Origin of the sequence: Dyella sp. 2RAB6, assembly GCF_052115385.1 — a bacterium.
GTDB lineage: Bacteria > Pseudomonadota > Gammaproteobacteria > Xanthomonadales > Rhodanobacteraceae > Dyella_D.
The window spans coordinates 39265-58728 of sequence record NZ_JBFRGP010000016.1; the positions used below are offsets into that span (position 1 = coordinate 39265).

14 protein-coding genes and 1 tRNA gene are annotated in these 19464 nt (G+C 67.3%); 10 read left to right on the top strand and 5 right to left on the bottom strand.

Going from position 1 to position 19464, the window contains the following annotated elements:
* Positions 1 to 158: 158 nt before the first annotated feature.
* The 4 genes from AB4083_RS18550 to AB4083_RS18565 all read right to left on the bottom strand — a co-directional run bounded on the left by AB4083_RS18550 (position 159) and on the right by AB4083_RS18565 (position 5878).
* A complete protein-coding gene (locus AB4083_RS18550; RefSeq protein ID WP_441609829.1) occupies positions 159 to 2969 on the bottom strand; it encodes a lamin tail domain-containing protein in 2811 nt (936 codons plus the stop codon).
* Between the two features lie 203 nt (positions 2970 to 3172).
* Entirely contained in the window at positions 3173 to 3814 is a 642-nt protein-coding gene (gene upp / locus AB4083_RS18555; RefSeq protein ID WP_441609831.1) for a uracil phosphoribosyltransferase, read from the bottom strand.
* Positions 3815 to 3934: 120 nt separating this feature from the next.
* Positions 3935 to 4261: a PsiF family protein gene (locus tag AB4083_RS18560; RefSeq protein WP_441609833.1), complete on the bottom strand. Its 327-nt coding sequence runs from the start codon at positions 4259 to 4261 to the stop codon at positions 3935 to 3937.
* Between the two features lie 120 nt (positions 4262 to 4381).
* On the bottom strand, positions 4382 to 5878 hold the full coding sequence (locus tag AB4083_RS18565; protein ID WP_441609834.1) for an aminotransferase class III-fold pyridoxal phosphate-dependent enzyme: 1497 nt from the start codon (positions 5876 to 5878) through the stop codon (positions 4382 to 4384).
* Positions 5879 to 6160: 282 nt separating this feature from the next.
* Here AB4083_RS18565 and AB4083_RS18570 point away from each other — a divergent pair, with 282 nt between their 5' ends.
* From AB4083_RS18570 to AB4083_RS18605, 8 genes are all read left to right on the top strand, one after another.
* A complete protein-coding gene (locus AB4083_RS18570) occupies positions 6161 to 7087 on the top strand; it encodes an ABC transporter ATP-binding protein (protein WP_441609835.1) in 927 nt (308 codons plus the stop codon).
* The gene (locus AB4083_RS18575; protein WP_441609836.1) at positions 7087 to 7887 is read left to right on the top strand and encodes an ABC transporter permease; all 801 of its coding nucleotides are present in this window, start codon (positions 7087 to 7089) and stop codon (positions 7885 to 7887) included. The genes AB4083_RS18570 and AB4083_RS18575 overlap by 1 nt, the downstream gene beginning before the upstream one ends.
* Positions 7888 to 7992: 105 nt before the next feature.
* Positions 7993 to 9183 carry a sensor histidine kinase gene (locus AB4083_RS18580; protein WP_441609838.1) on the top strand — a complete coding sequence of 397 codons (1191 nt, stop codon included), beginning with the start codon at positions 7993 to 7995 and terminating at the stop codon, positions 9181 to 9183.
* Positions 9183 to 10343: a sensor histidine kinase gene (locus tag AB4083_RS18585; RefSeq protein WP_441609840.1), complete on the top strand. Its 1161-nt coding sequence runs from the start codon at positions 9183 to 9185 to the stop codon at positions 10341 to 10343. Before AB4083_RS18580 ends, AB4083_RS18585 begins: the two co-directional genes overlap by 1 nt.
* Entirely contained in the window at positions 10340 to 10942 is a 603-nt protein-coding gene (locus tag AB4083_RS18590; RefSeq protein ID WP_441609842.1) for a response regulator transcription factor, read from the top strand. Before AB4083_RS18585 ends, AB4083_RS18590 begins: the two co-directional genes overlap by 4 nt.
* A gap of 650 nt (positions 10943 to 11592) precedes the next feature.
* A tRNA-Thr gene (locus AB4083_RS18595) sits at positions 11593 to 11663 on the top strand.
* 468 nt (positions 11664 to 12131) lie between these two features.
* Positions 12132 to 13256: a slipin family protein gene (locus AB4083_RS18600; RefSeq protein WP_441609844.1), complete on the top strand. Its 1125-nt coding sequence runs from the start codon at positions 12132 to 12134 to the stop codon at positions 13254 to 13256.
* Positions 13257 to 13310: 54 nt separating this feature from the next.
* Entirely contained in the window at positions 13311 to 14516 is a 1206-nt protein-coding gene (locus AB4083_RS18605; RefSeq protein ID WP_441609846.1) for an RtcB family protein, read from the top strand.
* Between the two features lie 103 nt (positions 14517 to 14619).
* Here the strand turns inward: AB4083_RS18605 and AB4083_RS18610 are convergent, their stop codons facing one another.
* Positions 14620 to 14916, bottom strand: a complete 297-nt coding sequence (locus AB4083_RS18610; RefSeq protein WP_441609848.1) for a hypothetical protein — start codon at positions 14914 to 14916, stop codon at positions 14620 to 14622.
* Between the two features lie 766 nt (positions 14917 to 15682).
* On the opposite strand from AB4083_RS18610, the gene AB4083_RS18615 reads away from it, so the two are divergent.
* Positions 15683 to 16885 (top strand): DUF3142 domain-containing protein, encoded by a 1203-nt coding sequence (locus AB4083_RS18615; protein ID WP_441609849.1) that lies wholly within the window; start codon positions 15683 to 15685, stop codon positions 16883 to 16885.
* A gap of 67 nt (positions 16886 to 16952) precedes the next feature.
* Positions 16953 to 19418: a hypothetical protein gene (locus AB4083_RS18620; protein WP_441609851.1), complete on the top strand. Its 2466-nt coding sequence runs from the start codon at positions 16953 to 16955 to the stop codon at positions 19416 to 19418.
* The last annotated feature ends 46 nt before the right edge of the window (positions 19419 to 19464 follow it).

A 19464-nucleotide genomic window follows, 5' to 3' on the forward strand; every position in this document is an offset into this window, starting at 1 on the left:
CGGCACCAAAGAGAAAGGCCACGCCCGTCGCCGGGCGTGGCCTTTTCATTAGTGCGGATGGGGTAGGTTGGGGTGAGCGCAGCGAACCCCAACATCGACCACCTTCATGCGTGTCGCGTCGTTGGGGTTCGCCTGCGGCTCACCCCAACCTACCCGGATCAGTGGCCGTGACCGTGGCCATGATCGTCATCATGCCCATGATCGTGCCCATGATCGTGATCGCCATGCGGATCGAACATCGCCGGGGCGAACAGGTCGAGCACGAAGCCGTCGTGGTCGGAGGCGCCGATCGCCTTCGTCCAGTCCGGCGCGTTGGCGGCATCGGCTTCGGTCTGCGCCGGTGCGTCGAGATCGGCGCGGCCGTACTGCATGTGCAGGAAGCGGAACGACGCGGCGCGGTTCAGCAGGGCATGGTCCAGCACCTGCACGGTCGGCACTTCGCGGCCCGAGTTGCCGCTGCCGGCCTGCGTATAGCCCTGGATCTCGCCGAAGTTCTCGGTGAACAGGAACGAATAGCGGTCGTTCTCCGGCACCGATTCCACCGCGTTCCACAGCGCCGGGCGCACGATGTTCTGGCCCAGCTTCAGCTGGTTCTCGCTGTCCTTGTACTTGCCTGAGATCAGGCCGACCACGTCCACCCAGCCATCGCTGAACTGGTAGGCGTTGAAGTCGCCCACCACCAGCAGCGGCTGCGAGGGATAGCGGGTCTGCAGTTCCTGCACCTGCTTGGCCAGCGACACCGCCTGGGTGTAGCGCTTCAGGCGGTCGCGCACGGCGGTGGCGTTGTCCTTGTCCACGTTGGTGCGGGCCTTCGGATGCACCGAGATGACGTGGAAGCGCATGCCGCGCACTTCGGCCGTCAGCAGCAGCGGCGGATGGTCGTGCACGAAGGCGGTGCTGCCGTTGTCGTTCCAGGTTTCGTCGGCACCGAGCTGGCGCACCGAGAGCACATGCACGCCGCGGTCGGCGCGCACCAGGAAGCCGACGTTGATGCCGCTGGGGTCATGGCCCGGCAGCAGGTAGGCGTCGTACTTCACCGGGTAGTCGTCGCCCAGCTGCTTGGCCAGGCCCTGCAGCACGGCGAGACTCTTCACTTCTTCGGTCGACAGCACGTCCGGCAGCTTCAGCACGCTGCCGACATAAGCCGACAGACGGCGCGTCTTCAGCGCCACCTGGTCCGGCGTCGGCTCCTTGCTGTCGCCGCTGCAGGTAAAGGTGGTGTTGAATTCGCTGTCGCAGAAACGCTCCATGTTGAACGCGCCGATGCGCAGCGCGAACGGCGGCCGCGGCAGCACGGGGCGGGGCATCGGTGCGGCGCGCTTCACTTCGATCCTGGTCGGGATGAAGGTATAGGCGCCGAAGTCGTACGAGATGATGCCCTCGGCACGGAAAGTGGTGCCGGCGACGAACGGGGTGTTGATCGGCACCGCGCCGAAGTCGTCGGTGTTCATCTTGAACACTTCCGGATTGCCGCTCCAGTTAGGCAGGTCCACGCCCGCCGGCACCGGCACGCTGAAGCGCACCCCCGGCTGGCGCAGCGAGCGCTTGCCGTTGGCGGTGATGCTTACCTCGGCGAAAGGCTCCGTGCTGAAGCGCTTGTTGCCGGTGTTGATCATGCCGTTCTCGATCACCACGCGCATGCCGACGAAGCACTGGAAGTTGGTGGCGCCGCAGGACAGCTGGTTCGGATCGGTCGACGGCGTGCGCGCACCGAACACCACCGCCCTCGGCAGCCGCACGCCATGCGCGGTGACGGTGACCGTGGCGTTCTTGAGTTCCGTCAGGTGGTAGTAGTTGTCGACCTTCGCATCGACGTTCACTACGTCGCCGATGGCGACGGTCGGCTTGGACGCGGTGAACACGTACACGCCGTTGGAGGTCAGCGGATCGGCATCGACGCGGTTGTCCGGCGTCTGCATGGTGAAGCCGGCCGGGCCCACCGCGGTGACGATGTTGCCGGTGGTGATCACTGACTTGCCCAGCAGCGGCGAGCTCTGCTCGCGGCCCTGGATCTGCCAGATTTCGGCGGCGACCGGGATGTCGTACAGGATCGCGCCGATGGCACTGTCGCGCGCCAGCGTGGCGCCGCCGGTCGGCTGGTCCAGCTTGACCAGGAAGGCCTTGTCCGGCGAACCGGTGGTGCGGCCGTGCACGACCACGTTGAAAGCGGCCTGGGTCTGGCCTGCGGCAACCGTCAGCGTGGTGTCGACCGCCTCGTAGTCGCCCGCGGCGGCGGTGGCGCTGTCGTCCTGGGTGGCCACGTGCACGCTCACGCCGCCGGCCGGAGCCGGCTGGTTGAGCGTGATGGCGAACGGCATGCTGACGTCGGGCGCGCCGTGCACGGTGGCACTGGAATCGGCGATCGACAGCGACAGGTTCATCACCGCGCAGGCGCTGGCCGCGTTGTGCGGCGCGGTGGGCGTGACCACCACGAAGTCGGCCTGGTTGTCGCCGGTGTTCTGCGGCAGGCCGGCGCCATTCGTCTTGCGGCCGTAGCCCTTGTCGGCATTGGTGCTGCCCAGCGAGGTCAGCGGCGTGCCGGCCTTGTAGGCGGAGCCGGCGGAGAGGCCGACCTGGTCGACCAGCTGGCCGCTGCTATCGAGCAGGGCCAGGCCGCCGTCATCGGTGACGCCGGTGCTGTATTTCAGGTCTCCGGCGACGCTGCCGGAATAGCCGCCGCTCGCGCTGTTGGTCAGCAGCAAGTGGCAGCCCGGCGCGATCGACGTGCCGGCGGGGAGGGTCAGGCGCGTGCCGGTGGTGCCGCTCGCGTTCGACGCATTGAATTTGTAGCCGGAAAGATCCAGCGAGGTAGCGCCGGCATTGAACAGCTCGACGAATTCGTCGTTGCCGCCGGACGGGCCGCGTACGCGGAACTGGCTGATGCTGAGGTCCGCTGCCTGGGCAGAGGCGATCGACGCGATCCCTAGCAGCGCGGCCCAAAGGGCGCGCCGTGCGTGCTTTGCTTCCATTGACCCACTCCCTCTTTGATGGATCCGGACGGATCCTCCCGGGGAAAATAGCAATTTATTGCGACAGATTTGCTAATGGGGGTCTCAGTAGGGAGGGTGGGGCTGGTGCGCCTTTTTGGCCGGTGATTCCGGCGTAGGGGGGGCGTATGGGTGTGGCGATGTTGGGGTTCGCCTGCGGCTCACCCCCACCTGCGTCGGCCGTGTCAGCCGGCTGGCAGCTGCTTGGTGCCGAAGATCTTGTCGCCTGCGTCACCGAGCCCGGGCAGGATGTAGCCGTGTTCGTTGAGATGGTCGTCGATGGCGGCGGTGTAGATCTCGACGTCGGGATGGGCCTCTGCGATGTGCTTCAGGCCTTCCGGCGCCGCCACCAGGAACAGGCCCTTGATGCGTTTGCAGCCGGCGGCCTTGAGCATGTCGACGGTAGCGATCAGGGTGCCGGCGGTGGCCAGCATGGGGTCGACGATCAGGGCGATGCGTTCGTCCATGCGGCCGGTCAGCTTCTCGTAGTAGGCGATCGGCTTGAGGGTTTCTTCGTCGCGTTGCAGGCCGACCACGCTGACCTTGGCGGCGGGGATCAGGTCCAGCACGCCGGGCAGCATGCCGAGGCCGGCGCGCAGGATCGGCACGATGGTGATCTTCTTGCCTTTGATCTGGTGCACGACCAGTGGGCCGGCCCAGCCGTCGATGTGCTTGTCGACCGTCTCCAGGTCCTTGGTCGCTTCGTAGGTGAGCAGCGCGGCGACTTCGGAGGCCAGTTCGCGGAACTCCTTGGTGCTGATGCCGGCGCGGCGCATCAGGCCGAGCTTGTGCTGGATAAGCGGGTGGCGGACTTCGACGAGCTTCATGGGGCGTCCTGCATGACGGAGTGCGGGGATTATGACGCAGCGCGAATTCTCCGTTCCCCATAAAAGCAAAGGCGCCGCTTCGGCGAAGCGGCGCCTTGCGGCAAACAAGCTGTAAGTGACTTACGGGCTCGCCGCGGCGCCGCCGCTCAGACACGAGCTCATGAACTTCTTGCGGTCGTCGCCCTTCAGGGTCTTGGCTTTCGTATCCGCATTGCAGGCTTTCATCTTTTCCTGCTGGGTCATCTTCGCCGGCGCGGCAGCTTCGCCCTTCAGGCAGGTGCTCATGAAGGTCTTGCGCTCGTCGCCCTTCTTGCCGGTCGCCTGCTTGTTGCAGTCGGTCATGCGCTGCTGCTGCGGGTTCTTGGCCTGCGGGGCAGCGGAAGCGGTGGCGGAAACGGCGAGGGCCAGGGCGAGGCTGGCGGCGGTCAGGCTGAAACGCAAGAACATGCGGGTACCCTCCTGGAATGGACCGGCGAGTGCCGGTGGGCGCAAGTCTATGCCTGTCGCCGCCGTTGGCTAGAGGGGGAACGCCGGGCGCGCGGCCCGGCGTTCATGCCCGGGCGGCGCTCAGGCCGCTTCCGCCTTCAGCTTGCGCGGGCCCTGCAGCAGGGCCTGGCGCACGTGGGAGACCACCAGGTCCACCTCGGCGCTGGTCACCTTGAAGTGCGGGGTGAAGCGCAGCGAATTGACGCCGCCATGGATCACGCCGACGCCGCGCTCGCGCATGTATTCCTCGATCGAGCCCGCGCCGTAGCACTTGAACTCCGGCGACAGCTCGCACGAGAACAGCAGGCCGGTGCCCTGCACCTTGGTGATCAGGCCGCCGAGTTCGTTCTTCAGCGCGTTGAGCTTGTCGACGAATTCCTTGCCGCGCTCGCGGATATTGCTGCGCACCTCGTCGGTCAGTTCATGCAGCGTGGCCAGCGCGACGTCGAGCGCGCGCGGGTTGGCGGTCATGGTGTTGCCGTAGATGCCCTTGCGGTACAGGCCCGCGGCGCGCTCGTTCACCGCCAGCACCGACAGCGGGTACTGGCCGGCGTTGAGCGCCTTGGAGAAGGTTTCCATGTCCGGCGCCGGCAGCTTTTCGAAGCCGGGGTAGTCGGTGAGCGAGAGCACGCCGTGCGCGCGCAGGCCGGCCTGGATCGAATCGATCAGCAGCATCGAGCCATGCGCTTCGGTCAGTTCGCGCGCGGCCTTGTAGAACTCCGGCGTCACCGCGCGGCCGGGATCGCCTTCGCCCATCACCGGTTCCAGAAACATCGCCTCGATAAACCAGCCGTGGCGGTCGGCATCGGCGAACGCGGCTTCGAGCTGCGCCACGTCGTACGGCGCCACCGTGATCAGCGTGTCCTCGTGGCGATAGCTGGCCAGGTGCTGCTGGTAGGTCTTGCGGGTGGAATCCGAATACAGCGCCGGTTTTTCGGTGCGGCCGTGGAAGGCACCCTTCACCGCGAGGCGTTTGATGCTGCGGCCGGCATAGCGCGCGCCCGGCTCGGTCATCGCCTTGGCGTTGACGTCGGCGATGCGGCAGGCCAGCGAGACCGATTCGGAACCGGAGTTCAGGCACAGATAACGCGCATACGGATTGCCGCTGCGGTTGCGGCCGAGCTCGCGGTCCAGCGCCTGCGCGAAGCGCAGTTGCGAGACGTTCGGCGTCATCACGTTGGCCATCACCTGCGGCCGGCTCATCGCCGTGCGGATCGCCTCGTTGTTGTGGCCGAAGCCGAGCATGCCGTAGCCGCCGTTGTCGTGGATCACCGCGCCCTTCAGCGTGACCACCCACGGGCCGCGCGCGGCGGCGGGCAGGTAACGGTTGATGCCGTCGTCGGGATAGAAATTGACGAAGCCCGCCTGCGCCACGTGCAGTTGCTCGGCTTCGTCCAGCTTGAGGAAATCGCCCAGCTCCGCGCGCAGCGCGCGATGCTGTTCGATCGCTTCGCCGATGGCCTGCGCCAGGTCGGGGTGGCTGGCGGCGAAGCGTTCGACGCTGGCGTCGTCCAGGCCGGTGGTCTGCGGCGCGCCGCCGAAATCGCGCAGTTCGCGCAGCTGATCGATCACACCCATGATGCTTCCTCCTCAAAGTACGCAGGGGCCATGGGGGATGGCGCGTCCTGCCAACATCGCGATGCATGCTTGGCGGGTCCGGTGACGATCAGGAATGCCCGCTCAGTCGTGCGTGCCGCGCAGGTTCGTGCGTCGGCGATCCACCGAGGATAACCCGCCTTTGTCGGCGCCGTAACCCCGGGGGAGGGGGCCGGATGACGGCTGTCACGTGCGCGGGCTGACGTTGGCGAATGCCCGCCAGGCCTTGCGATGCCTAGCATTCTCGGCAAAGGAGGGAAGCCCATGATCACCACTGGTTCACCTATCGCAAAGCTGTCATCCGTAGTGAAGCGCTACGGCAATCACACCGCCGTCGACGGCCTGGATTTGATGCTGCATCGCGGCGAAATTTTCGCGCTGCTCGGCCCCAACGGCGCCGGCAAGAGCACCACCATTTCGATGCTGCTCGGCCTGGTACGGCCGGACGCGGGGCGCGTCGAACTGTTCGGCGAGGACCCGCAGCAACTCGTGGCGCGCCGCCGCATCGGCGTGATGCTGCAATCGGCGGCGCTGCCGCCGACCTTGCGCGTCGGCGAGCTGCTGAAGCTCACCGGCAGCTACTACCCGGCGCCGCGCGAGGTGCGCGAAACGGCGGAACTGGCCGGCGTCGCCGACCTGCTGAAGCGCCCTTACGCCGCGCTTTCGGGTGGTCAGCAGCGCCGCGTGCAATTCGCGCTCGCGCTGTGCGGCCGCCCCGAGCTGCTGTTCCTGGACGAACCCACCGTGGGCATGGACCTGGAGGCGCGCCAGAAGCTGTGGATCGCGCTGCGCCACCTGGTGGCCGAAGGCGCCGGCGTGGTGCTGACCACGCATTACCTGGAAGAAGCCGAAGCGCTGGCCCACCGCGTTTGCGTGATGGCGCGCGGACGCGTGCTGAGCGAGGGCAGCGTGGACGACCTGCGTGCACGCGTCGCGCTCAAGCGGGTGCGCTGCATCACCCGCCTGCGTGCGGCCGACGTGGCTTCGTGGCCGGAAGTGGCCGAAGCGCGCGACGAAGGCGAACGCCTGTGGCTGTCGACCGACAGCGCGGAAATCGTGGTGCGCCGCCTGCTCGACGCCGATGCGCAGCTGGGTGAGCTGGAAGTCCAGCGCGCCGGACTGGCCGAAGCCTTTACCGAACTGACTCGCGCCGCCGAGGCGCCCACCGCAGACACCCGCGAGGCCGCCTGATGAACGCCGTCTCTTCCGTCACCGCCATACCCGTCGCCTCCGCCGCCCGCGAAATGACCCGTGGCCGGGTGCTCGGCGCCTACCTGCAGGAAGCACGCGCCGAATGCCTGCGCTATCTGCGCAACCCGGGTTTCATGATCCCGACCCTGATCCTGCCCACCGCGTTCTACCTGATGTTCGGCATCCTGCTCGGCCACGCCAACGGGCCCGAAGCACCGCGCTACCTGCTGGCGGCCTATGGCACCTTCGGCGTGATGTCGCCGGGCCTGTTCGGTTTCGGCGTGGCCTCGTCGATGGAGCGCGACAACGGCCTGCTCACGCTCAAGCGCGCGCTGCCGATGCCGCCCGGCGCGTATCTGCTCGGCAAGGTGGTGATGGCGATGTTCGCGGCGGCGGTGGTGTCCTGCGTGCTGGTGCTGCTGGCGACGCTGGTGGCGCACGTGCAGCTGTCCCCGGCGCAGATGGCCGCCCTGTTCGCCACCAACCTGTTCGGCTCGCTGCCGTTCTGCGCGATGGGCCTGATGCTGGGCATGCTGATCAAGGGCAGTGGCGCGCCGGGCATCGTCAACCTGATCTACCTGCCGATGGCCTTCATGTCCGGCCTGTGGTTCCCGCTCTCGCTGATGCCCAAGGCGGTGCAGCAGATCGCGCTGGCGCTGCCGCCGTATCACCTGAACCAGGTGGCGCTGGCTGCGGTGGGCCTGGGGCAGGGCGCGGTGTGGCCGCACGTGGCCACGCTGGCGGGCTTCAGCGCCGTCTTCCTGGCCATTGCCGCGCGCCGCCTGCGGCGCCATGGTTGAAGTAGCATGCAGGGGGCTGCGCAACCCGCGGTTGCGCAGCCCGTCATGATGAATACCGTCGTCGCGCCAGCCGTCGCCGCGCGACCTGTGGGGAGGATCACCGCCATGCTCAATCTGCTCCGCTCCTGGCTGACGCCGGCGCCGGATTCGCGTGTCGCGACGATCCAGCGGCAGGGCAAATCGGTGTGGGCCGAGGGCGTCCACCTGCTGTGGTCGGTGTGGGTATTCATCACGCCCGCCATGGGCAGCCACTACGACCTCAAGTGGCTGCTGCTCACGCTGCTGTCCTATCCGCTGTTCCTGATGCTGTTCGCCAAGTCGATGCTCGCTTCGCGGAGGGTCGCCCCGCGCTACGCGCTCGGCCTGATGGTGATGAGTATCGGGCTGGCGCCGTGGTATCCGAGCGGCATGGCGTATTTCATCTACGGCTGCGTGTCGTACAGCATGGCCAGCGCGAAGCGGATCGGACCGCTGCTGCTGCGCCTGCTGCTGGGCAACGCCGCCTATGTGGCGATGGCGGGAAGCGTCGGCTATCCGTGGCAGGCGCTGGTGTCCGTGCCGTGCATGACCATCATCATCGCCATCATCACCCACGTCGAGCGCATCGCGCACGAGAAGGACGTGGCGCTGAAGCTGTCGCAGGAAGAAGTGCGCCGCCTCGCCGCCACCGCCGAGCGCGAGCGCATCGGCCGCGACCTGCACGACCTGTTGGGACATACGCTGTCGCTGATCACGCTGAAGCTGGAGCTGTCGCGCAAGCTGTTCGACCGCGACACCGAAGCGGCCAAGCGCGAAGTGGCGGAAGCCGAGCGCGTCGCTCGCCACGCGCTGGCCGAGGTGCGTTCGGCGGTGACCGGCATCCGCGCCACCGACCTCGCCGCCGAACTGGCCGCGGCGCGCCTGCTGCTGGAATCTTCCCGCGTGCACCTGGATTACGTGGCGCCGCCCACCGACCTGCCGGTGGAGATCGAGCGCGGCCTGTCGCTGATCTTGCGCGAGGCCGCGACCAATATCGCGCGCCATGCGCAGGCCAGCAGGGCGCGGATCGATCTCGAACGCGATGCCTACACGCTGCGCCTGCGGGTGAGCGACGACGGCCGCGGCGGTGTCGGCGACGACGGCAATGGCTTGTGCGGCATGCGCGAACGCGTGCGTGCGCTGGGTGGCCTGCTGAGCATCGAATCGCCGCGCGGCCGCGGCACCGTGCTGCTGATCACCGTGCCCCTGCCGCAGCCGAAACTGCTGCCGACCGCCGCGCCGATCAGCGCCCCCCGGCAGCAGTCCACGAGCGTGTGATGCGCCTGCCGTTCAAGCCCGCACCGGATTCGTTGTACGTCCAGCTGCGCTCGCCGGTGTTCGTGGCGCGTTCGGCGCTGGGCCAGGCGGCCTGGATCGTGATGCTGCCGCTGGTGCCGCTGGGTACCCACGGCTTCGCCTGGTCGTGGTTCGCGCCGACGCTGCTGAGCATGCTGGTGTTCCTCTACCTGCATGTGCACGTGTATTTCGGGCCGACGCGGCGCCTGCCCTGGTACGTCGCCGGCATGGCGGCGATGGGGCTGGGCTTGTGGATGGTCAATCCGATGGGCTTCGGCTACGTGATCACCGCATGCACGGCCTTGTCGGTGACGCCTTCTTTCCGGCTGTGGCTGCGCGGTGCCGCGTCGTTGATCCTGGTGTCGATGGCGGTGGCGTGGATGTGGGTGGACGTGCCGCTGTGGATCATGCTGGTGGTATCGGTGGCCGGCGTCCTCGGCGGCCTCAGCAACTTTCACTACATCAACAATCTGCGCAAGGACGCCGACCTGCGCCTGTCGCAGATGGAAGTACGGCGCCTGGCCATGCTGGCCGAGCGCGAGCGCATCGGCCGCGACCTGCACGATCTGCTGGGGCATACGCTGTCGCTGGTGGCGATCAAGTCCGAGCTGGCACGGCGCCTGGCGCTGGAAGATCCGCCGCGCGCGCAGCGCGAAATGGCCGAAGTGGAACGCGTGGCACGCCATGCACTGGCCGAGGTGCGCGCCGCCGTGACCGGCATGCGCCGCAGCGATCTGGCCTCGGAAATCATCTCCGCACGGCTGATGCTGGAAGCATCCGGGGTAGGTTTCGAAGGTGAACTGCCAGAAGGTTTCGCACTGTCGCCCGCCATCGAGGCAGCCTTGGCCCTGGTGCTGCGCGAGGCGGTCACCAATATCCATCGCCACGCCCGCGCCAGCGCGGCCAGCGTGCGTTTCGTCCACGACAAGACAAGGTTCCAGATGCAGATCAGCGATAACGGTTGCGGCGGACTGGCCGCGCACGGCAACGGCGTCAGCGGCATGCGCGAGCGCGTGCGGGCCCTGGGCGGCAGCCTGGAGATCGATTCGCCGAAACGGCACGGCACCTGCCTGCGCATCGCGGTGCCGCTGGCCAAGCCGGCCATGGCTGCAGCGCTGAGCCTGCCGGAGAGCGCCGCATGATCCGCGTGCTGCTGGCCGAAGACCAGGCGATGGTGCGCGGCGCGCTGACCGCGCTGTTGAATCTGGAGTCGGATATCGAAGTGCTCGGTTCCGCCGCGGACGGCGAAGCCGCGTGGCGCGAACTGCAGCGGCTGAAGCCCGACGTGCTGGTCACCGATATCGAAATGCCGGGCATCACCGGCCTGGAACTGGCCCAGCGCATCCAGCGCCACGAATTGCCGATGAAGGTGATCATCGTGACCACCTTCGCGCGCCCCGGCTTCCTGCGCCGCGCGCTGGATGCGGGCGTGTCCGGTTATCTGCTGAAGGATGCGCCGGCCGAGAACCTGGCCGAGGCGCTGCGCATGGTCCATCGCGGCGGGCGCGCGATCGATCCGCAGCTCGCGCTGGAAGCGTGGTCGGAAGCCGACCCCTTGAACGACCGCGAGCGGCAGGTGCTGCGCCTGGCGGGCGAGGGACAGTCGGCGAGCGAGATCGCCGCGCAGTTGAATCTCTCGCACGGCACGGTGCGCAATTATCTTTCCGAGGCGATCGGCAAATTGGGCGTGGCCAATCGCATCGAGGCGTATCGGCTCGCGCGCCAGAAAGGCTGGCTGTAAGAATTATTCGTACGCGTTAAAAAAATGCTTGCGCAGATAATCTCGCTCGCGTAATGTTCGCGCCTTCGCCAATACCGGCGATGTGCATTAACTGAAAAGGCCAGGATCAAACCATGTCGTTCCATCCCACCCACCGCCTGCTGCCCTCGCGCGATAAGCGCGACGAACAGCCGTGCATGCGGCGGACGAAGGACGACCGTTTCATCCACACCGACTGATCTCACGCTTGCGCGGAGATCGGTCACCCCGATCTCCCGAGGCAAGGCGAACGCCCTCGGGTCACCACCCGGGGGCGTTTTGTTTCTGGCGTTCGCAGGGAAGAGTTCATGCACCGAAAGGTGATGACAAAACCGATCATCGGAAGACCACTTCCGCCCTGAAGCATCCGGCCGCGCCCCGGCCGAGGCAGGGGCGACCGCGAGCGGCGCAGGGATGCGCTGTGCCTTGATGCTTCGGCACGGGCGGGCGGGTGATCGGCAGTGTCTCAACAGGATTCGGGTGCGTTGCACCCACACGCATGACCGGTTGGCGACAGCCGGCCATACGAAGCATCGCCACGACAGGCTCCAGCGGTACGGGTTCCCACGCCCGTCCGGTGCGCGCGGCTTTGCCGGCAGCGTATGCCGGGCCTGCACGTTCGGTGTTTCGCAAAGACGTTAGCTCAGTCGGGAAGAGCATTGGCTTCGTATGCCATTGGACGCCGGTTCGAATCCGGCACGTCGCCGATTTGGATAGCTCAGACGGGTAGAGCACCGGCATCGGATGCCGGCTGTCGCGGGTTCGAATCCCGCTCCAAGACACCGGGAGCGCAAGCTCCCTCACCAGGAAGCGCCCCGTGCGGCGCCGATGGTTTCATCAAGGACGATGAGTCATCGACACCGCAGCAGAAGCCACGCCGGAGCGTCGACCCGAGAGCGGGCGGACGGTCGCCGGCAAGCGGACGGTTCGCCGTGCCGCGGACAGCGTCCGTCTCCCCGGGGGAGGCGCGACGGTCCCGCGTCGCCAACGCCAGGGGTGCTTCCACCTTATTAATCAAAGCGGCCATGAAAATGCCTATGGCCGATTATCCCGCAAGGGAGGGCGAACTGCGCCCATCGATTATCAAGCAGGTTTTTCGCGCGCCGTGGACTGCTCGTGCGAAAAGCATTAATCAAGGCAGGCCGAATTACGGGATAAAGGAGTCATTCCCATGTTATGGATCAAGCAAATCGTGGTCGGCGACGGCGAGCGCGGTTTGCTGTACCGCAACCGTCGACTGCAGCGCGTGCTCGCCCCGGGCCTGTACCGCTGTTTCGATCCGCTCGGCCGCGTCGCGGTCGTCCTGCACAACGTGGCGCGCGCGGAGTACGCCGGCAGCGATGCCGAGGTGCTGCTGGCGGGCATGGATACGCGGTTGGCGCCGCGCTTCCTGATTGCCGACGTCGGCGTGGACCAGGTCGGCCTGGTACTGAAGAACGGCAAGCTCGAAGACGTGCTGGCGCCGGGTACCCGCAAGCTGTACTGGAAAGAGCTGGTGCCGGTGGAACTGCGCCTGGTGCCGCTGGCCGGCACGCTGGAAGTGCAGGCCGACGTGGTCAATCGCCTGCGCCAGCTCGGTGTGCTGTCGAAAGTCGCCCTGGCGGTCGAGGTACCGGCGGAAGCGGCCGGCCTGCTGTTCCTGGACGGCAAGCTGGTGCGCACCCTGGCGCCGGGCAGCTACGCGTTCTGGCAATTCCGCAAGAACGTGGCCGCCGAGGTGATCGACCTGCGCGTGCAGTCGCTGGAAGTGTCGGGCCAGGAACTGCTGACCCGCGACAAGGTGAGCCTGCGCGTGAACCTGGCCGCCAGCCTGCGCGTGACCGACCCGGTCGCCGCGCGTACCAAGGTGGCCAAGTACGCCGACTACATCTATCGCGAGCTGCAGTACGGCCTGCGCAAGGCGGTGTCGGTCAAGACGCTGGACGAACTGCTCGGCGACAAGGCCTCGCTCGATGCCGACATCTTCGCCTACGTGTACAGCCGCGTGGCCGAGCTGGGCGTGGAAGTGCTCGGGGTCGGCATCAAGGACGTGATCCTGCCGGGCGAGATGAAGGAGATCCTCAACAGCGTGGTGCAGGCGGAGAAGGCGGCCCAGGCCAACGTGATCCGCCGCCGCGAGGAGGCGAACGCCACGCGTTCCCTGCTCAACACCGCCAGGCTGATCGAGGAGAGTCCGGTGCTGATGCGCCTGAAGGAATTGGAGGCGCTGGAGAAGGTCACCGAGAAGATCGACAAGCTCACTGTGTTCGGCGGCCTGGATGGCGTGCTGAGGCAGCTGGTTACGTTGAAGGAGTAAAACACCGGTGCGGCACAGGGAAGCGCTGCATCGGCCCCATCAGGAATCAAGGACATGAGTACCTCATATCAACTTTTGCACGCCGAAGGCGCCAAGCCGATCAAGGGCTGGGTGGACGGCGTGCCGCTGGAAGCGCAGGCGCAGGCGCAGTTGCGCAACATCGCGGCGCTGCCGTTCGTCGGCCCGTGGCTGGCGGTGATGCCCGACGTGCATCTGGGCAAGGGCGCCACGGTGGGCTCGGTGGTGCCGACGCGCGGGGCGATCATCCCGGCGGCGGTCGGCGTGGACATCGGCTGCGGCATGGCCGCGGTGCGTACCAGCTTGCGCGCGGTCGATCTGCCGGACAGCCTGGCGCAGCTGCGTTCGAGCATCGAGCGCGGCGTGCCGGTGGGCAACGGCGAGCACCGCAGGACCCCGGACAGCGTCGGCACGCGCCTGGTGCAGTCCGGCCTGGCGCAGCGGCTGGAGACGATCAAGGCGAAGCACCGCAAGATCCGCACCGACAAGATGGAGCGGCAGCTGGGCACGCTCGGCGGCGGCAACCACTTCATCGAACTGTGCCTGGATGAAGAAGATCGCGTGTGGGTGATGCTGCACTCCGGCTCGCGCGGCACCGGCAACCTGATCGGCACCTATTTCATCGAGCGGGCGCGCGAACAGTTGGCGCATCGCGTGCTGGGCTTCCACCTGCCGGACCGCGACCTGGCCTTCTTCATGGAGGGCGAGCCGCTGTTCGATGATTACGTGGAAGCGGTGTCCTGGGCGCAGGACTACGCGCGGCACAACCGCGAGGCGATGATGGCGCGGGTGTTGAACGAGCTGCGCCATCGCCTGCCGAAGTTCCAGCTGGACAAGCTGGCGGTGAACTGCCACCACAACTACGTGCAGCGCGAGACGCACTTCGGCGAGTCGCTGCTGGTCACCCGCAAGGGCGCGGTCAGTGCCCGCGCGGGCGAGCTGGGCATCATTCCCGGCAGCATGGGCACCAAGAGCTACATCGTGCGCGGCAAGGGCAATGCGGACAGCTTCCATAGTTGCAGCCACGGCGCCGGCCGCGTCATGAGCCGCGGCATGGCCAAGCAGAGCATCACCCTGGCCCAGCATCGCGAGGCCACGGCGCACGTGGAGTGCCGCAAGGATTCCGGCGTGCTCGACGAATCGCCGGCTGCCTACAAGTCGATCGACGCGGTGATGGCCGCGCAGATCGACCTGGTGGAAGTGGTGCATACGTTGCGGCAGGTGTTGTGCGTGAAGGGCTGAATGCTTCGCGCCGACAGTTGTTCGACGCCGCCTCCGGGCGGCGTTTTTTTATGGCGTTGACCCGACGCATCGCATTGTTGGGGTTCGCTTTGCTCACCCCAACCTACGCCGAGGGTTGCGCCGTCTCATGCTGTATCTGCTGCCACTGCATGCGCAGATGTGCCTGCGTCGCGCAGCGTGCGCCCATGTCGATAAACGCACCGATGCTTTCAAGCATGATCGGCAAGCGCTTCTTATCTATCTTGCCGCGTTCATGAGCCAGGTCAGCCAGCAGTTGAATCGCGTTGTGCGCGTACCGCAGCCACTCGGTGGCATCGTTCAACAACGTGTCCGGCCCCGCATCGGGGTCGGAAAAATAATTTGCGTGGCGGGTGATCCACGGTTCGCCAAAGGTGTTCATAAGCAGCTCCTTGCCAAGCGCCGCATCCTCGCTCCGTAAAACGGCACGCCGCCAACAGCTCGGCGTGCCGCCGACCTTACGGACTCGAAGATTCACCGACGGCCCAAAGCATGGGCGCCGGGCGGCTTGATTGAGGAAGTGGGGTGTGGCTTTGGAAGCTTTCGCCGTTGCGCAAGGCAACGCGCCGGGTTACACGGCTCGGAACATTCCTGCGAAAACTCTTAGGCCGCGGTTCTTCAACCGTGTCCGCGATGTCGTCGGACGGCCCGGATGTTCGGTGGGTGTGTCGTCCTGGGGATCGACGAGCGCGTCGGTGCCGTATGATCTGGGGTAGCCATGATCGACTCTCCTACAGTTGGTGATGGTTAGCGGGTCAGGGGTGTTCCTAGCACCCTTGGCTCGCGCTTCTCACAGCATTGCTGCGATGGTTGCCCGCGACGCGTCGGAAACACTCCGCAGGTAACAGCTACCAAAGTATCAAGACGACTCAGCCGCTGTCTTTAGGTGAAATCCGATATTGCGCCCGAAGTGAAACCCTTCTCCCTTCGGGAGCACGCGGGGAGCGCACAGGGACGTGCGCGGCTCTCCTCGCTCATCAAAGCCGGGCACATCCCTGTGCCCTCTTCGCGTGGAGGAGCGAGGAAGGTGGCGGCAGCCGGATGAGGGTACGGGCGGAGTGGGGCGCCTCACTCCGCCCGTACCCTCACCCCAACCCCTCTCCCGATGGGAGAGGGGCTTTTCATCACTCCGCGGCGAGGAACGCTTGATGCATTTGAACTCGAACGGCGTGCGGCGCTGGCTGGCAGCCATCTTGATCTGCAGCATGCTCGCCGCCTGCCAGCATCCCTCCGCGCCACTGCTGCACGACGCCTACATTTGGCAACGCCAATGGAACCCCGCCGTGACTTCCGCGCTGACGCAATCGGCCGATGCGATCCGCGTATGGCGCGTGCTGGCGGCGCAGACCGATGCGCGTGGACAACTGCAGCCGGTGACGATCGATCGCACCGCGCTCGCCGCCACGCATCGGCCGGTAGTGCTGGTGATACGTATCGACGGCCAGCTGCCGCAATGGGATGCGGACGCGCTGCTTGCCCAGACGCTCGCCTTGCGCAACGCGTGGAGCGGCGTACCGCTCGCCGGCATCGAGATCGATCACGATTGCGGCACCGCACGCCTGCCGGCCTACGCCGATTTCCTCGCGCGACTGAAGCGCGCCCTCGGCACGACACCGCTGTCGATCACCGCCTTGCCTGCATGGCTGGCTTCCGATCAGCTCGAAGACGTCACGGGGCAAGTCGACGAAGTCGTGCTGCAAGTCCATGCCGTGCAATCGCCACGCGCCGGCCTGTTCGATCCGGCGCTCGCCCGCAGCTGGATCGACCGTTTCGCCGCGCGCGCCGGCAAGCCGTTCCGCGTGGCGTTGCCCACGTATGGCTCGCGCGTCGCCTGGGACGACAACGGCCGCGTCGTCGCGATCGAAAGCGAAACGCCCTTGCTGGCCGGCGGCACGGAGGCGAGCGAACTGGTCGCCGCGCCGGCCGAGGTGGCGAAGCTGCTGGCCGGTCTGCGCGATGACCCGCCCAAGGGCCTGGCCGGCATTGTCTGGTTCCGCCTGCCCACCACCCAGGATGCGCGCGCCTGGAGCCTGCCGACCTGGCGTGCGGTGATGGCCGGTGCGCCCTTGAAGGCAACGCTGGCGGTGTTCTTCCAGCCCGGCGCGGTGGCGGGTGCGGCGGACATCGTGTTGCGCAACGACGGCGAAGTGGATGCGCGCCTGCCGTCCCGGATCGACTTGCCGGCCGCCTGCAGCATCGCCGACGGCGTCAACGGTTACGCGCTGGGCCAGCAGGGCGGCCGCCCGTTCTTGCGCCGCGAACGCGACGGCTGGCTGCGCGCGCACTACCAGCGCGCGATCGGCTGGGCACGCTGCGGCGATGCCTCCGCGCAACCCACGATGGAGCCTTGACGCCGCTATTCCGCTGCGGCGTCTTTCCCCGCATCATTCACGGTCTAACCCAGGGGACGGAGTTCCGATGTACAAGCGCCAATGGATTGCCGCCGGCCTGCTCGCCGGCATCGCTGCCGCCACGGTGTGGGCCTGCGGTCCGGATTTCCCCAGCCAGTTGCTGGACCATCGCGAGCTGACCCTGAAGGCCACGCCGCAGAACAGCTTCGCTTTCGAGGCGGCCAGTCTGTTGCCGGCCACCGACAAGTTGCCGGACGACGAAGCGGGCGAGGCGCCCAAGGCCGACGACGCGGCGGCCATGGCCAAGTGGCTGGGCCTGGCGCCGGCGCAGTGGCAGCAGCTGGCCGAGCTGCGTCAGCTGCAGAGCGGCGCCGAGGTTTACGAGAAGGGCAAGGGGCTGCCGGAAGATCTGCGGCTGTACGCTGCCGGCGCGGCGGATTTCGAGATCGCGCAGGGTGCGTGCGAAGGCCGGGGCGCAGCCAGCGAGGACGCGTCCGCGGCCGGCGAAGACGCACCACCGGCCACCGCACACTGCATGGTTTCCAGTGGCCCGGGGATGGACCAGGCCGTCGCCAGTTTCGAAAAAGTGCTGGCCCTGCCGCCGGAACAGGCCAGGCTGCGCTCGGTGTGGGCGGCCTACATGCTCGGCCGCATCCATGCGGAGCGCGCGCTCGACCAGGCCAGCGACGCCACTGTGTTCAAGCGCGAGCGCGACGCCGCGGCCAAGGCTTTCCAGCAGGTGCGCGCGCGTGCGCTCGACGGCGGCAGCGACACGCAGGGGTTGGCGCTGTCCAGCTTCGGCGAAGAGGCGCGCCTGCACCTGTTCGTCGACGGCAAGCGCTGCGGCTGGAACGAGATGGCGGGGCCGGACAACGACTGCGGCGTGCGTCTTGCGCCGGAAGATATGAAGCACGCCATCACACTGTATGCCGCGCAGGCCGGGCATGGCTCGGGCAGTGCGGTGCAGTCGCTGTCGATCCTGGCCAACACGGCTCTGCGCGACGACACGCTCGCCGCCGCCTTGATCGACCATCCGATCTCGCAGCGCCTGCTGGTGATCTATGCGCTGGCGCGCGTCGACGACGTGGTCAGCGAAGCGGCCGACGGCAAGAGCATGACCAGCAAGCCCAACCCTGCCCTGGTCACGCTGGTGGCGGCGATCGAGCAGCGCGGGCTGGAGCATGTGGAAGGCGCTGACCGTCTCGCCGCGCTGGCTTATCGCGCCGGCCGCTACGACCTTGCCGCCAAGCTGGTCGACAAGGCGCCGGGCCCGCTGTCGAGCTGGGTGCGCGCCAAGCTGGCCTTGCAGAGGGGCGATCTGGCGGCGGCGACTGCGGCGTATGCGGATGCGGTCAAGGCTTTCCCCAAGGCCAATGATCCCAAGTCCATGGCTGGGGCCAGCATCGATCCGGACAACACCCATCTGCTGCTCGGCGAGCAGGGCGTGCTGGCGCTTGCGCGCGGCGACTATGTGGAAGCGATGGGGCGGCTGTACGACGCGGCCATCGCGGTCGGTGGCAGCGGCAACGAGTTCTATCCCGAGGACGAGACCAGCGGCACCGGTTTCGGCAACGACGTGACTTACCTGGCCGAGCGCGTGCTCACCATCGACGAGCTGAAGAGCTTCGTCGATGCGCGCGTGCCGGCTTCGGCGCCGCCGGCCCCGGCCAAGGCGGGCTCCGCCGCGCCGAGCTACTACCCCGGCTCGGCGCCGTTCGGCGACAACCTGCGCTGGACGCTGGCCCGGCGCATGATGCGCGCCGGCCGCTACGACGAAGCGCAGAACTATTTCCCGGCCAGCAGCGACGAGCGCTTCGGCAAGGACGACCTGCGCGCCAAGGCGCGCGAGTTCGCCCAGGACCTGCACGACGCCGAGCATACCTGGACCGATATCGGCAAGGCCGAGGCCCGCTACCGCGCGGCGGCGATCCAGCGCGAGCTGGGCATGGAGCTGTTCGGCTACGAGCAGGGGCCGGACTACAACGACATGGGCGGCGGCTTCCAGGGCGGCAGCGGGCATAGCGCGGACGACCTGAAGCAGTCCTTCGTCACCGACGGAGAGCGCCAGCGCTACGCCGACACCGCACCCAAGCCGGAGCGCCGCTTCCATTACCGCTATCTGGCCGCCGACCGCGCCGCCGGCGCGGCCGACCTGCTGCCGCCGCGCTCGCAGGCTTTCGCGGCGGTGCTGTGCAAGGCCAGCGGCTGGATGCTGGAAGGCCCGCCGGATTACGGCGACAACGGCGACGGCACGCCGCCGGTGGTGCCGGAGCGGCTGCTCAAGGCCAAGGCGCTGTACGACCGATATGTGAAGCAGGGCGCGTACGTGCCGTGGGCCGAGAACTTCGGCGAAAGCTGCCCGGAGCCGGATTTCGCCAGCGCCCGCGTGATGCAGCGGCATCTTTATGTAGTCAAGGCCAGGCGCGCGCTGCGGCATAACCTGCCCTTGCTCACCGGCGGCCTGGTGCTGGTGATCGGTATCGTCGGTTTTGCCGTCGTGCGCCGCCGTAAAAAGGCGGCCAGAACCGCGTGAGGCGTGCCGGGGCGGCCGGGCTGCGGGATAATGCGCCGTTTCCCGC